This window comes from Pseudoalteromonas sp. Angola-4, from assembly GCF_028599265.1.
GTDB classification, from domain to species: domain Bacteria; phylum Pseudomonadota; class Gammaproteobacteria; order Enterobacterales; family Alteromonadaceae; genus Pseudoalteromonas; species Pseudoalteromonas atlantica.
In genome coordinates, this window is the sequence record NZ_JAQREK010000010.1 from 1 (window position 1) to 14,204 (window position 14,204).

The following is a 14,204-nucleotide window of genomic DNA, read 5'->3' on the forward strand; positions in this document are numbered from 1 at the left end:
ATCAGCTATCAGCTATCAGCTATCAGCTATCAGCTATCAGCTATCAGCTATCAGCTATCAGCTATCAGCTATCAGCTATCAGCTATCAGCTATCAGCTATCAGCTATCAGCTATCAGCTATCAGCTAGAAATTTTGCTCATATTAACTTACGTGTCAAGACGAGCTTGTCTTAAACTGGCGGCTGACGACTATAAAAACAAAAAACCCAAGCCGAGGCCTGGGTTTTTAAACAGTTAACTAAAAGAGTTTACTTCTTCTTTTTAACCGCTTTTTTGTTTGGTAAATCAGTGATTGAACCTTCAAAAATCTCAGCTGCAAGGCCAATAGACTCGTTCAATGTTGGGTGAGCATGAATAGTAAGTGCTAAATCTTCACCGTCTGCGCCCATTTCAACTGCTAAGCCGATTTCGCCAAGCATTTCGCCTGCGTTAATACCCACCATAGCACCACCGATTACACGGCCACTGTCTTTATCAAAGATAAGCTTAGTAGAACCTTCAGTACGAGCAGATGCAATTGCGCGACCTGATGCTGCCCACGGGAATACCGCAGTTTCAATGCTCAAGCCTTGCTCTTTTGCTTCTTTCTCAGTAACACCTACCCAAGCGATTTCTGGGTCAGTGTACGCAATTGAAGGAATACATTTAGGGTCGAAGAAGTGCTTCTGACCAGAGATAACCTCTGCTGCAACATGGCCTTCGTGTACCGCTTTATGCGCAAGCATAGGCTGGCCAACTAAGTCACCAATCGCAAAAATATGGTTTACGTTAGTACGTAATTGCTTATCAACATTAATAAAGCCACGCTCATCTACATTAACACCTGCCTTATCAGCATCAAGCAAGTTACCGTTAGGCGTACGGCCTACTGCAACAAGTACTTTGTCGTAACGTACTGGTTCAGCTGGTGCATTCTTACCTTCAAAAGTAACGTATAAGCCATCATCTTTCGCTTCAACGCCAACAACTTTAGTTGAAAGCATAACATTGAATTTTTTGCTTACGTATTTTTGGTAAATCTTGATGATATCTTTATCCGCAGCCGGAACTAACTGATCTGCAAATTCAACAACATCAATGTCAGAACCCAATGCGCGGTAAACAGTACCCATTTCAAGACCGATAATACCACCACCTAAAACAAGTAGCTTCTCTGGAATGTCTTTAAGCTCTAATGCGCCCGTTGAATCAATTACACGGTCATCTTCTGGGATGAACGGTAAGCTTACAGGTTTAGAACCCGCAGCAATGATTGCGTTATCAAATGTAATAGTTGTAGTGCCGTCAGCACCTTCAACGTCTAAAGTGTTGCTGCCAGTGAATTTACCGTAACCTGGTACAACTTTAACTTTACGCATCTTAGCCATGCCGTCTAAGCCACCTGTAAGCTGGCCAACAACCGACTCTTTCCAAGAGCGAATTTTGTCTAAATCAATTTGCGGAGCGCCAAAAGTAACACCGTGAGATGACATTTCTGCAGCGTCATCAATCACTTTAGCCACGTGTAAAAGTGCTTTTGAAGGAATACAACCAACATTAAGACATACGCCGCCTAATGTTTCACGAGATTCTACTAATGTAACTTCTAAGCCCAAGTCAGCAGCACGGAAAGCCGCAGAGTAACCACCAGGACCACCGCCTAGTACAACAACTTGAGTTTTTAATTCGTTGCTCATGCTATTACCTTAATTGTTTGAACGGGACACTGCCCTAAAATTTAACTGCCATGTTTCTGCATGGGCAGAAAATCAGAGCAATTCACAAATAGTGCAAAGATTGTATCATTGCATATAGTAAAAATCCCAGCTAAAAACAACTGGCTGGGATTTGATTTTGTTCATATTGTAGCGATTACATCACTAATTGACGTATGTCGCTCATGTAGCTAGCAAGCGTTGCGGTAAAGCGCGCAGCTAGAGCACCGTCAATCACACGGTGATCGTACGACATAGAAAGCGGAACCATTAATTTTGGTTCAAAGTCTTTACCATTCCACTTAGGTTTCATTTCAGATTTAGATACACCTAAAATAGCCACCTCTGGTGCATTAACAATCGGCGTAAATGCCGTACCGCCAATACCGCCTAAGCTTGAAATAGTAAAACAGCCGCCTTGCATATCAGATGACGTTAACTTACCTTCACGCGCCTTTTTAGAAATATCCATCAGCTCGCGAGATAATTCAATAATGCCTTTTTTGTCCACATCTTTAAATACAGGAACAACTAAGCCATTTGGCGTATCTACTGCCACACCAATATTGATGTACTTTTTAAGGATAAGGCTTTCACCGTCTTCAGACAATGACGAGTTAAACGTTGGGAACTCAGCAAGTACTTTCGCTACCGCTTTCATCACAAACACAAGTGGTGTGATTTTAACGCCAAGCTTTTTCTTCTCGCTTAACACGTTTTGTTCTTTACGGAACACTTCAAGGCTGGTGATATCAGCTTCGTCAAACTGTGTAACATGTGGGATTTGCACCCAGTTACGGTGTAGGTTTTTACCCGACAGCTTTTGAATACGCGATAGTTTTTTCTCTTCAATTTCACCAAATTTAGCAAAATCTACTTTCGGCCAAGGAATTAAGCCAAGCTCACCACCGCCCGCATTGCCTTTACCAGCAGGTAATTGGCCTGATTCAACTTGCTTAACTAGGTTTTTAACATAGTTTTGCACGTCTTCTTTAACTACGCGGTTTTTACGCCCTGAGCCTTTAACGTTTGCTAAGTTAATACCAAACTCACGCGCTAAACGACGTACAACTGGCGATGCATGAGCATACGCGCTGTTGTTTTCAAAGCTTTCGTTGCTTGCTTTAGCCGCAGGTGCTGCTTGAGCTGGCGCAGACTCGGTTTTTGCAGGTGCAGCCGCTGGCTTTTGCTCAGCCGGGGCTGCTGCTTTTGCTGGCGCACTGCCTGCAACTTCAAAAACAAACACAAGTGAGCCAGTTTTGACTTTATCGCCAGCGGCCACTTTAATTTCTTTAACGGTACCAGCAAACGGGGCTGGTACTTCCATAGCCGCTTTGTCGCCTTCAACGTTTAAGATAGATTGCTCTTCTTCAACCGTATCACCAACAGCAACCATGATTTCAGTTACTTCAACTTCATCATCGCCAATATCAGGCACGTTTACTTCTTTTGTGCTTGGCTCGGCGCTTTGAGTAGTCTCTGCTGGCGCAGATTCTTGCTTTGGCGCATCTGATGCAGGTGCACTTGAGCCAGCTACTTCAAAAACAAACACTAAAGAGCCTGTTTTTACTTTGTCGCCTTCGGCTACTTTAATTTCTTTTACAGTACCGGCAAAAGGAGCTGGTACTTCCATAGATGCTTTATCGCCTTCAACACTTAAAATTGACTGCTCTTCATCTACGCTGTCACCAACAGCGACCATGATTTCTGTTACTTCAACTTCGTCGTCACCAATATCTGGTACAGTTACTTCTTTAGTTGAAGAACCTGAAGCTTCTGCAGGTGCAGATGCCTCAGTTTTAGCTGGCGCTTCTGGCTCACTTTGTGAGCCTGACTCTTCGCCTTCAAAAATCATGATTAACGACCCTGTTGTTACCGTGTCGCCTTCGCTTACTTTAATTTCTTTGACTGTACCTGCTTGCGCAGCAGGTACTTCCATTGATGCTTTATCGCCTTCAACGGTTAGTAGCGATTGATCAACATCTACTTTGTCGCCAACGCTTACTAAGATTTCGGTTACTTCTACGTCATCGCCACCGATATCTGGTACATTAATTTCAATACTCATTGCAAACCTCTTATGCGTACAGTGGATTTAGTTTGTTTGTGTCAATGTCGAACTTTTTAATTGCTTCAACAACCACTGACTTTTCAACATCACCACGTTTAGCAAGTTCAGATAACGTAGCAACAACCACGTAGCTTGCATTAACTTCAAAGTGACGACGTAAGTTTTCACGGCTATCAGAGCGTCCGTAACCATCTGTACCAAGCACTTTATAGTTGCTGCTTGGAATAAATGAACGCGCTTGCTCTGCGTAGTTTTTCATGTAGTCGGTCGCAGCAACAGTCACTGAGTCGTTTAATACGCTAGTGATGTATGGCGTTTTTTGCTCGCTTTCTGGGTTAAGCATGTTGAAACGCTCAACGTCTTGACCGTCACGGGTAAGCTCATTGAATGATGTTACTGAGTAAACATCAGAAGCAATACCGTACTCTTCGCTTAAAATGGCTGCAGCTTTGCGCACTTCAGTCATGATAGTACCTGAGCTTAATAACTGTACGTTGGCTTTTTTACCTTCGTAGCTTTCAAGCTTGTAAATACCTTTACGAATACCTTCTTCAGCGCCTTCTGGCATTGCTGGTTGATGGTAGTTTTCGTTCATAAGCGTTAGGTAGTAGTAAATATTTTCTTGGTTTTCACCGTACATACGACGAATACCATCTTGAATAATTACCGCTACTTCAAATGCGTACGTTGGGTCGTAAGAAATACAGTTAGGAACCGTATTTGCAAGAATATGGCTGTGGCCATCTTCGTGCTGTAGACCTTCACCATTTAGTGTAGTACGACCTGCTGTTGCACCTAATAAGAAACCACGTGCTTGCTGGTCACCCGCCATCCATGCCATGTCGCCAACACGTTGGAAACCAAACATAGAGTAGTAAATGTAGAATGGGATCATAGGTAAATCATTAGTGCTGTAAGATGTTGCAGCAGCTACCCATGACGACATTGCACCTAGCTCGTTAATACCCTCTTGAAGTACTTGGCCTGATGTAGCTTCTTTGTAGTAAGAAACAATATCGCGGTCTTGAGGGGTGTAGTTTTGGCCATGTGGATTGTAAATACCGATTTGACGGAATAAACCTTCCATACCAAATGTACGTGCTTCATCAGCAATAATTGGCACAATGTTTTTGCCAATGCCTTTGTCTTTTAGTAACACGTTAAGTGCACGTACAAAGCCCATTGTGGTAGAAATATCACGTTTTTGCTCTTCAAGTAGCGGCTTAAATGCGTCTACTTCTGGCAGTTTTAGCTCTTCAGTAAATTTAGGAATACGTGTAGGTGTGTAACCTTTAAGTGCATCACGGCGTGCGTGTAAGTACTTGTATTCTTCCGAGCCTTCTTCAAGCGTTAAGTATGGAAGATCTTTAATTTGCTCTTCTGATACTAAATCTTGTAGGCCTAAACGGTCACGTAAGTGTTCAACATGGCTCATGTCCATTTTTTTCACTTGGTGCGCAATGTTTTTACCTTCTGCCGCTTCACCCATGCCGTAACCTTTTACAGTTTTAGCAAGAATCACGGTAGGACGGTCGTTGGTTTGCTCAGCTTTTTTAAATGCAGCATAAAGTTTTGATGGCTCATGACCACCACGCTTAAGCGCAAAAATTTCGTCATCAGTCATATCTGCAACAAGTGCAGCTGTTTCTGGATAACGGCCAAAGAAATGCTCACGTACGTACGCGCCATCTTTCGCTTTATATGTTTGGTAATCACCATCAATTGTTTCGTTCATCAATTGTAGTAATTTACCTGATGTATCTTTAGCTAGCAGAATATCCCATCCGCTGCCCCATACAACTTTAATTACGTTCCAACCAGCGCCTTTAAATAGGCCTTCTAGTTCTTGAATAATTTTACCGTTACCCATTACTGGGCCATCTAAACGCTGTAAGTTACAGTTAATTAGGTAACATAGGTTGTCTAGCTTTTCACGTGCAGCAAAAGAGATTGCGCCGCGTGATTCTGGCTCATCCATTTCACCGTCACCTAAAAACGCGTATACACGTTGGTTTTTAGTGTCTTTTAAGCCACGGCCGTCTAGGTATTTTAAAAAGCGTGCTTGGTAAATAGACGCAATTGGACCTAAGCCCATAGATACCGTTGGGAACTGCCAAAATTCAGGCATTAATTTAGGATGCGGGTATGACGGTAAACCTTTGCCATCTACTTCTTGACGGAAGTTATCAAGCTGCTCAGCCGTAAGACGACCTTCAACAAATGCACGCGCATAAATACCCGGAGAAATATGACCTTGGTAATAAACTAAGTCACCGCCGTCTACCTCATTTGGCGCTTTGAAAAAGTGGTTAAAACACACTTCATAAAACGCAGCTGATGATTGGTAAGACGCCATATGGCCGCCTAAGTCGAGATCTTTTTTCGATGCACGTAATACAATCATGATTGCATTCCAACGAATAATCGAACGAATACGACGCTCAAGGTTTACATCCCCTGGGTACGCCGGTTCTTGATCTACTGGAATAGTATTAACGTAGTTAGTTGTTGTGCCAGTTGGCATATCAACGCCGTCTAAACGGGCTTGCTCTAACACTTGCTCAAGTAAATACTGAGCTCGTTCAACACCTTCTTCGCGCACAACTGATTCAAGAGCTTGTAACCACTCTTGTGTTTCTAGCGCGTCTACGTCAATTTTATTGACTTCAGACATATGGAGGTTTCCTTATGTTTAAAATACGAATGTTGTTAATTTAATACCACGTATACCTAATTTAGTGTGTTCTAAGTACAGCGTATTAGCTTAATTTTGTTTTGTGCGTCTTAAACTACGTTCAATTCGCGAATGCTCTTTACCCGCTTCAAGTAATGCTTCTTCAATAAAGGCTAAATGGGCATTACTTGCTAAACGGGCTTGTTCTGGATTGCCCTCAATTACGGCATCCATTAATAAGCGCCGGTGCTGGGCTAATTGATTGCTAATATCTGGTTTTTTTAATAAAACCGTTAAGTTTTGCAATACATTTTGCTCCAGTAGCGCTTGCATGCCTCGCACTAAGTGAAGTAAAACCACGTTGTGTGAGGCTTCGGCTACACTAAAGTGAAACGCATTAATTGCTTTGGCTTTTAATTGTAAATCGTTATTAACTTGAGCAATTTTATCAAAGCTTTGTTTAACCTTGGTAAAATCGGTGCTGGTACCACGAAGCGCCGCATAATATGCAGCAATCCCTTCAAGTGCATGACGAAATTCAAGTAAATCGAACTGTGATTCAGGATGCTTACTGATCAAATCAAACAACGGATCAGTGAGTCCTTCTTCAAGCTGATTTTTTACAAACGTGCCACCGCCTTGCCTGCGAGTGACCAATCCTTTTGCTTCTAGCTTTTGGATAGCTTCACGCAGTGAGGGGCGAGACACCTCAAACTGTTTTGCTAGTTCGCGCTCTGGCGGCAGTTTTTCACCTGGCGCTAATGAGCCCTCAAGAATCATATTCTCAAGTTGCTGTAAAATAACATCAGATAATTTTGCTGCTTTAATCTTTAAAGACATTAATCAACGTCCACGTTGCATAAATACTAAAAAGCCTAATTTTTAAGGCCTAGAGCTTGACGATTTACCCAAAAGGTAAATTGGTCATACCAAAAATTTTCAATAAGGTATCAAAAAGGCAAATAACTGTCAATTTACGGGTTATTTGAGCAATTAGAGTAGCGTAACGCATTTTGAACGAAGTTCAAACAATGCACAATTGTGGTTGTTTTATTCAAACGTTAACAAGATGAAAACAAATGGTCTGACCAGAGTGAATTAGAATATTCACTCTAGTTGAATTTATTGAAGAAATTAATTTTTGAATCAAAGAAGGTCGTAGCAGTGGGTTTACCCCGCGACTAAACCCTCCCCCGATACTCATCCTAAACGAGGTACACATTGCGCGATGTAAAATCGCGACTACGATAAACCGCCAAATAAAGTAAGCAGTGCAATCAGTACTAAATAAAAAAGCACGTTGCGTTTAACTAATTTAATCATACAAGTGGCTTCAATAGCACATCCGTAATAACGCTGCTCTACTTGCTCAGCCGCAAGCGCTGTACATGTAACTACTTTGCGATTTGGCGTTTTAAAATCCAATACATAATGTAGCCAGTAGCTTGTACCTTTATTAAAGTTACCAATGACTAAATAGCCAAAGCTTGCAACACGTGCTGGCAGCCAATCTAGCCAAAATAATAATTTATGCAGCAGCGTAAAACGATTTGCAAACACCACTTTATGGTTTTCTTTAACTAAATCGGCCAACGTACGCACTATTGCATACAACACGACCCCTGGGGCGCCAAGCATTACAAACCAAAAAATAACGGCGCAATAAAATCTAAAATTAATCCACGCTAAGGTTTGCCCAAATGTTTCTCCGCCCTCTTCATCCTCTAGGTGTTTTTGCCCCATTTGTAGTGCGTATAATGAGGCCGCGGTTTTATCATCCCGCGTTAGTGCATTTAAATACGACTTATATAAAGCGCGGTGCTTAGCACAACCAAAACAAACCAATAAAACCACAACATTTATAGCTAATTGCCACAGTACAAAGTCAGAGAGTACATATATAAGCGCAACAGCCACTACCGGCAAAACTAACCAAATTAAAAAGCCAATTGCCGAGCTAAACAATCCGTTTTCACTAAGTAATTTACCCGATCGATTTAAATAACCATTAACGTAATGGCTTATTTGCCAATACTGTGATCGCGCACCTAAACGCTCAAGTATTAGTGCAATAATTATAGAAACTAAAATCATGATAGCGACTCACTTAATTTGCTTGTTCTAGCCTGCTTATATAAGCAGGCCAATTAAAACTTTCCCCAGGGTCGGTTTTTCGCCCAGGTGCTATATCGCAATGCCCTACTACTCGCTTAGTGGTTATAAGCGGGTAACGGGTCATAATTGCCTTTGTTAGATTATGTAAGCTGGTGTACTGCGTCTGAGTGTAAGGTGTGGTATCTGTACCTTCAAGCTCAATACCTATACTAAAGTTATTACATGCGCTTTGCCCTTCATATTCAGATTGCCCGGCATGCCACGCGCGTTTATTAAATGGCACATATTGAATAATCTCGCCAGTACGTTTTATAAAACAGTGGGCTGACACTCTAAGCCCATTTAAATCACAAAAACTGGGGTGCGCATTACAGTTAATCTCACCCATAAACAGTGCATCAACGTATTCGGTGCCAAATTGCCCAGCCGGCAAGGAAATATTATGAATTACCAACAGCGAAATATCGGTATTTTCAGGGCGCTCATCAAAATGCGTACAGGGCCGCTGCGTTATATTAGCGGCAACTCCGCTTGAATCTATCTGCATTATTTTAATACCACGGTATACATAAACTTGATGCTAAAGGATTTATATAAAGAATGATAGCCATTGCGGTTAGCTAACATTCAGCAGGTAGCATTACTTTTAGTAGCCATGCTATATATGTAGGTGTAATAAACCCCGCCCATTTAAAAGCGCTTCTATTAGTTATTTAAACATAGTAAAATTTGCTTAATTTATTAACACTTATGAGCCTTCATATGTCAATTTCGCACACGCTTATTACTCAACTTGTCACCCTCGCCTTAGATGAAGATCTAAATTATCAATCAGCACAAGACGGCGACATTACCGCGCAGCTTATTCCACAAAACGAGCACGCAAATGCTAAAGTGATTACCCGTGAAGATTGCGTTTTTTGTGGTAAAGACATAATTATAGAAGTGTTTAAACAGGTAGATCCAAGCGTTGAAATTAACGTACTTGTAAATGATGGCGACTTTGTACCAGCAAATAGCACCTTATTTACCGCTAAAGGCGCTGCCCGCGCTATTTTAACAGCCGAACGTACCGCGCTTAACTTTGTACAAACGCTTTCGGGTACCGCAACAACCACTGCAAATTATGTAAAAGAGCTTAGCGGTACCACAACCCAACTGCTCGATACCCGTAAAACAATACCCGGGCTCAGGCTACTTCAAAAATACGCTGTTAAATGCGGCGGCGGTGCAAACCACCGTATAGGCCTATTCGACGCGTTTTTAATTAAAGAAAACCACATAGCAGCGTGTGGCGGTATTGATAAAGCAGTCGCACAAGCCAAGCAAAACCACCCTACAAAACCAGTAGAAGTAGAAGTAGAGTCGTTACATGAACTTGAGCAAGCCATTAATGCAGGCGCCGATATAATCATGCTCGATAACTTTAGTGTGGAACAAATTCAACAAGCTGTTGTCATTACTAATAAGCGCGCTAAATTAGAGGTTTCTGGCAATATGACGCTAGAAACAGTTAAAACTTACTCACAAGCAGGTGTCGACTTTATATCAAGCGGCGCTCTAACAAAAAATTTACAATCCATCGATTTATCGATGCGTTTCGTATAAAATCACAGCAATAACTTTGTCATATTAGTTCTAATTAATTGACAAACCGCATGAAAAGACTTTTAATAACCCAAAAGGATTACTTTGTAACAACTTGTTAAATAAAGTATCCTTTTTAGAAAATTATGTGTGCTTTAAGCATATAAAAAGTGTTAGACTAACCCTGTTGTATTACTTCTTTGAAAAATATAGTAATAAGTAACTGCTTTTTGTTTTAATCTTAAAAAAATACCTAAAAGATTAAAGCAAATGGTCAATATGTTTCCTATATTTAGTCTACTTTGTGTTTAGGTAGCCTGTACAAGTTGCAACATAATGAACTCACATTTAGCTTTTGTGTTTCATACCTAAGGCTAAAAGTACGTGAAAATTTATTTTTAAGTAAATCTGTAAAGTTAATCAGGTAATTTTAGCTTGGCACTGTCGCCACTAACCTGACTACCTTACAAAACATTATCCTTTAGGAGAGGAAACATGAAAACAATGACTCAAAAACAACAGGGTTTCACCCTAATTGAATTAATGATTGTTGTAGCAATCATCGGTATTCTTGCTGCAGTAGCATTACCTGCTTATTCTGACTATCAAGCATCATCAAAACTGACAGCTGGTTTAGCAGAAATCTCTGGAGCAAAAACTGAAATGGAAATTAAAGCTAATAATGGTGAATCGTTCGCTACTATTGGTGCTGCTGGAGGTCTAAAATCTATCAAGGATACAACAACACAAAATTGCACTATTACTGCAGAGCTAACAGCTGGTGTTGGTCAAATAGCTTGTGCTATTGCAAATGCTCCGACTCAAATTAGTACTGCAGTTGTTACTTTAAAAAGGGCTGCTACTGGAGAGTGGACTTGTGAAACTAGTGGTATTACTGATGCTGATGACAAGCTATTAGCTCCTAAGAGCTGCCCTCATGTATAACCTTTAAATTTTTCTATAAAACGCTCTTTGGAGCGTTTTTTTTTGAATTAAGCCTGACTTCACCTACTTTTATTTATGTCAAATTAATAACTTATTCTGGGCGATACCATTTTATGGCAAAAAAACAAGAAGATAAAGGCCTTGATACCTTTCAATGGGTTGGCGTAAGTGCACGAGGTAAAAAGCTTGAAGGAGAGCTAACAGGCTCTAGTGTTGCTCTTGTGAAAGCTCAGCTTAGAAAACAAGGCATTACTCCATCAAAAGTTAAGCGCAAGCCTAAGCCATTATTTGGCATACAAAGTGTTCAAAAAATTACACCTAAAGATATTGCTTTAGTTACACGCCAAATTGCCACTATGCTAATGGCCGGCGTTCCATTAATTCAAGCTATCGAAATGATTGGCTCAGGTTCCACTAACAAAAGCGTTGGTAAATTAATGGAAACCATTGGCGATGAGGTAAAAGCAGGTCAACCTCTCTCACAGGCACTTAGAAAACATCCTCGCTATTTTGATGATTTGTATTGTGATTTAGTCGCCTCAGGCGAACAATCAGGGGCGCTTGATAAAATATTTGACCGTGTTGCCCTTTATAAAGAAAAATCTGAAGCACTGAAATCAAAAATTAAAAAAGCGATGTTTTATCCTATCTCAGTATTGGTTATCGCTGGCATTGTAACTTCTATATTACTTATCTTTGTAGTTCCTCAGTTTCAAGATATATTTGCAGGCTTTGGCGCACAACTGCCTGCATTTACCTTATTTGTTATTGGCATCTCTGAGTTTATGCAAGAATATTGGTGGATGATGTTAATAGCCATTGTTGGCTTTGGCTATGCGTTTAAAGAAGCTAAGCTCAGAAGTTTAAAACTTAGAGATGCAACCGACAGAGCTATATTAAAACTCCCTGTAATTGGTATGATTTTAAATAAAGCAGCTGTTGCCCGTTATGCCCGTACACTTTCGACCACCTTTGCAGCAGGTGTACCACTGGTTGATGCATTAGATTCTGCAGCAGGTGCTTCAGGTAATGCTGTTTACCGCTATGCTATTTTAGATATTAAAGCAGAGGTGAGCTCGGGTAACCAAATGAACTGGGCGATGCGTAATGCTAAAATATTTCCAGATATGGTGATTCAAATGGTGGCTATTGGTGAAGAGTCTGGATCGCTTGATGGTATGCTTGCCAAAGTAGCGACTATTTATGAACAAGAGGTGGATGATGCAGTAGATGGATTATCTAGCTTATTAGAGCCGCTTATTATGGCCGTACTCGGTGTGCTTGTAGGTGGCTTAATTGTTGCCATGTACTTGCCAATTTTCCAGTTAGGTTCTGTAATTTAAAAACATAGCTGTAAGCTGTAAGCTGTAAGCTGTAAGCTGTAAGCTGTAAGCTGTAAGCTGTAAGCTGTAAGCTGTAAGCTGTAAGCTGTAAGCTGTAAGCTGTAAGCAAAGTTTTAAACGCTAATTAATAGCTTGCAAGATAAATTGAATTATAAGAGCTTTTGAACACAGCGAATAAAGCTGGCCTATGATTGGCCTGAAGTTAGGAATTTTAATGGACAATCTTTTTCTTGATATAACCACCGCGATGCAAAGCCAGCAGTGGTTTTATTTTTTGACTGTGGGCTTAGTAAGCCTGTGTATTGGTAGTTTTTTAAATGTAGTTATTTACCGGCTGCCACTGATGATGCAGCGTGAGTGGCAAAGTGAATGCCGATTATTATTAGAAGATGAACTCACAACTAAACCTTCAAAGGCTGGCACCACTGAGCCTTTTAATTTAGTAAAGCCTAATTCTACCTGCCCTAAATGCAAAACCGCGATTAAGCCTTGGCAAAATATTCCAATTATTAGTTGGATTGTGCTTAAAGGTAAATGCGCTAATTGCAGTAACCCAATATCAGCGCGTTACCCGATAGTTGAAGCCATTACCGCACTATTAAGTTTAGTTGTTGCCTACCGCTTTGGTGCTACAGAGCAGGCCCTTTTATATATTTTTGTTACTTGGATTTTAGTCGCGCTCACCTTTATTGATATTGACCACATGTTACTGCCTGATCAGCTCACTTTGCCTTTAGTATGGCTTGCGCTTATAGCCGCTGTAATGGGCGTAACAATAAGCCCGAGTGATGCGATAGTGGGCGCAGCCTGCGGCTATTTAAGCCTGTGGAGTGTGTTTTGGCTATTTAAGCTATTAACCGGCAAGGAAGGCATGGGCTATGGCGATTTTAAGTTACTGGCCGTGTTTGGCGCACTGCTAGGGTGGCAGTCGCTATTAACCATTATTTTGCTTTCAAGCGTGGTGGGCGCCACTATTGGTATTGCCCTTTTAAGTATACAAGGTAAAGACAAAGCAACCCCTATCCCATTTGGCCCCTACTTAGCCATAGCAGGTTGGATAACACTTTTGTGGGGCGCTCAAATTCAAGCGGCCTATTTTAATTTAATTGGTTATTAGTATGAATAAGCCAGCAACTAAAATAAACAATTGGGTATTGGGTTTAACAGGCGGTATTGGCTGCGGTAAAACGGCTGTTAGTAATATGTTTGAAAAGCTGGGTATTTGCGTTGTTGATGCCGATATTATTGCCCGCCAAGTGGTAGCGCCTAATAGCATAGGGCTAAATGCTATTGCTGAACACTTTGGTGAGAGTATTTTACTACCCGATGGCACATTAAACAGAGCAGTGCTGCGCACTAAAATATTTACCAATAATGATGATAAAGAGTGGCTTAATGCTCTATTGCACCCACTTATTCGAGAGAGAATACTAACCGATTTAAATAATGCAACCAGTGCTTATGTTGTATTAGTTGCACCATTATTGTTTGAAAATAAACTTAACACATACTGCAACCGTACTTTATTAATTGATGTACCACTGCCTGTACAGATTGAACGTACGATAAAGCGAGACAATATTAGCCTTGAGCAAGTAAATAGCATTATAGCATCGCAAATGTCGCGTGAAGAAAAACAACAAAAAGCTGACGATATCCTTAATAATGACCGCGATTTATCGCTTGTTCATGCAGAACTTGTTGTTCTTCATAAAAATTACCTACACTATGCGGTATAAAATACAACTAATGCCCCTTAATGCGGTCATAACAAC

12 protein-coding genes are annotated in these 14,204 nt (G+C 40.9%); 6 read left to right on the plus strand and 6 right to left on the minus strand.

Features of this window, described 5'->3' with window-relative positions:
- The coding region (locus PSH48_RS12345) for a hypothetical protein (protein ID WP_273611667.1) at nt 1-238 on the plus strand (238 nt) is incomplete at its 5' end.
- Nucleotides 239-248: 10 nt separating this feature from the next.
- Here PSH48_RS12345 and lpdA read toward each other — a convergent pair.
- The 6 genes from lpdA to ampD all read right to left on the minus strand — a co-directional run bounded on the left by lpdA (nt 249) and on the right by ampD (nt 9,101).
- A complete protein-coding gene (gene lpdA / locus PSH48_RS12350) occupies nt 249-1,676 on the minus strand; it encodes a dihydrolipoyl dehydrogenase (protein ID WP_055014755.1) in 1,428 nt (475 codons plus the stop codon).
- A gap of 175 nt (nt 1,677-1,851) precedes the next feature.
- The gene (gene aceF, locus PSH48_RS12355) at nt 1,852-3,762 is read right to left on the minus strand and encodes a pyruvate dehydrogenase complex dihydrolipoyllysine-residue acetyltransferase (RefSeq protein WP_121638010.1); all 1,911 of its coding nucleotides are present in this window, start codon (nt 3,760-3,762) and stop codon (nt 1,852-1,854) included.
- Nucleotides 3,763-3,772: 10 nt separating this feature from the next.
- The gene (gene aceE / locus PSH48_RS12360; protein ID WP_024031395.1) at nt 3,773-6,439 is read right to left on the minus strand and encodes a pyruvate dehydrogenase (acetyl-transferring), homodimeric type; all 2,667 of its coding nucleotides are present in this window, start codon (nt 6,437-6,439) and stop codon (nt 3,773-3,775) included.
- Between the two features lie 90 nt (nt 6,440-6,529).
- The gene (gene pdhR, locus PSH48_RS12365; protein WP_004588597.1) at nt 6,530-7,279 is read right to left on the minus strand and encodes a pyruvate dehydrogenase complex transcriptional repressor PdhR; all 750 of its coding nucleotides are present in this window, start codon (nt 7,277-7,279) and stop codon (nt 6,530-6,532) included.
- Nucleotides 7,280-7,681: 402 nt separating this feature from the next.
- Entirely contained in the window at nt 7,682-8,533 is an 852-nt protein-coding gene (gene ampE / locus PSH48_RS12370; RefSeq protein WP_273611668.1) for a beta-lactamase regulator AmpE, read from the minus strand.
- Nucleotides 8,534-8,546: 13 nt separating this feature from the next.
- Nucleotides 8,547-9,101 (minus strand): 1,6-anhydro-N-acetylmuramyl-L-alanine amidase AmpD, encoded by a 555-nt coding sequence (gene ampD, locus PSH48_RS12375; protein WP_273611669.1) that lies wholly within the window; start codon nt 9,099-9,101, stop codon nt 8,547-8,549.
- Between the two features lie 215 nt (nt 9,102-9,316).
- Here ampD and nadC point away from each other — a divergent pair, with 215 nt between their 5' ends.
- From nadC to coaE, 5 genes are all read left to right on the plus strand, one after another.
- Nucleotides 9,317-10,162 (plus strand): carboxylating nicotinate-nucleotide diphosphorylase, encoded by an 846-nt coding sequence (gene nadC, locus PSH48_RS12380; RefSeq protein WP_273611670.1) that lies wholly within the window; start codon nt 9,317-9,319, stop codon nt 10,160-10,162.
- 474 nt (nt 10,163-10,636) lie between these two features.
- The gene (locus tag PSH48_RS12385; RefSeq protein ID WP_273611671.1) at nt 10,637-11,086 is read left to right on the plus strand and encodes a pilin; all 450 of its coding nucleotides are present in this window, start codon (nt 10,637-10,639) and stop codon (nt 11,084-11,086) included.
- A gap of 113 nt (nt 11,087-11,199) precedes the next feature.
- Nucleotides 11,200-12,429, plus strand: coding sequence for a type II secretion system F family protein (locus tag PSH48_RS12390; RefSeq protein ID WP_273611672.1), 1,230 nt, complete (start codon nt 11,200-11,202; stop codon nt 12,427-12,429).
- Between the two features lie 214 nt (nt 12,430-12,643).
- Nucleotides 12,644-13,546 carry a prepilin peptidase gene (locus PSH48_RS12395; RefSeq protein WP_273611673.1) on the plus strand — a complete coding sequence of 301 codons (903 nt, stop codon included), beginning with the start codon at nt 12,644-12,646 and terminating at the stop codon, nt 13,544-13,546.
- Nucleotide 13,547: 1 nt separating this feature from the next.
- Nucleotides 13,548-14,168, plus strand: coding sequence for a dephospho-CoA kinase (coaE, locus tag PSH48_RS12400; RefSeq protein WP_273611674.1), 621 nt, complete (start codon nt 13,548-13,550; stop codon nt 14,166-14,168).
- Nucleotides 14,169-14,204 lie beyond the last annotated feature (36 nt).

Bases quoted from the DNA above. Each gene is read 5' to 3' on its own strand.
- PSH48_RS12395 (WP_273611673.1), top strand. From the start codon at position 12,644: ATGGACAATCTTTTTCTTGATATAACCACCGCGATGCAAAGCCAGCAG.
- PSH48_RS12385 (WP_273611671.1), top strand. From the start codon at position 10,637: ATGAAAACAATGACTCAAAAACAACAGGGTTTCACCCTAATTGAATTA.
- coaE (WP_273611674.1), top strand. From the start codon at position 13,548: ATGAATAAGCCAGCAACTAAAATAAACAATTGGGTATTGGGTTTAACA.
- PSH48_RS12390 (WP_273611672.1), top strand. From the start codon at position 11,200: ATGGCAAAAAAACAAGAAGATAAAGGCCTTGATACCTTTCAATGGGTT.
- ampE (WP_273611668.1), bottom strand. From the start codon at position 8,533: ATGATTTTAGTTTCTATAATTATTGCACTAATACTTGAGCGTTTAGGT.
- aceF (WP_121638010.1), bottom strand. From the start codon at position 3,762: ATGAGTATTGAAATTAATGTACCAGATATCGGTGGCGATGACGTAGAA.
- ampD (WP_273611669.1), bottom strand. From the start codon at position 9,101: ATGCAGATAGATTCAAGCGGAGTTGCCGCTAATATAACGCAGCGGCCC.
- aceE (WP_024031395.1), bottom strand. From the start codon at position 6,439: ATGTCTGAAGTCAATAAAATTGACGTAGACGCGCTAGAAACACAAGAG.
- nadC (WP_273611670.1), top strand. From the start codon at position 9,317: ATGTCAATTTCGCACACGCTTATTACTCAACTTGTCACCCTCGCCTTA.
- pdhR (WP_004588597.1), bottom strand. From the start codon at position 7,279: ATGTCTTTAAAGATTAAAGCAGCAAAATTATCTGATGTTATTTTACAG.
- lpdA (WP_055014755.1), bottom strand. From the start codon at position 1,676: ATGAGCAACGAATTAAAAACTCAAGTTGTTGTACTAGGCGGTGGTCCT.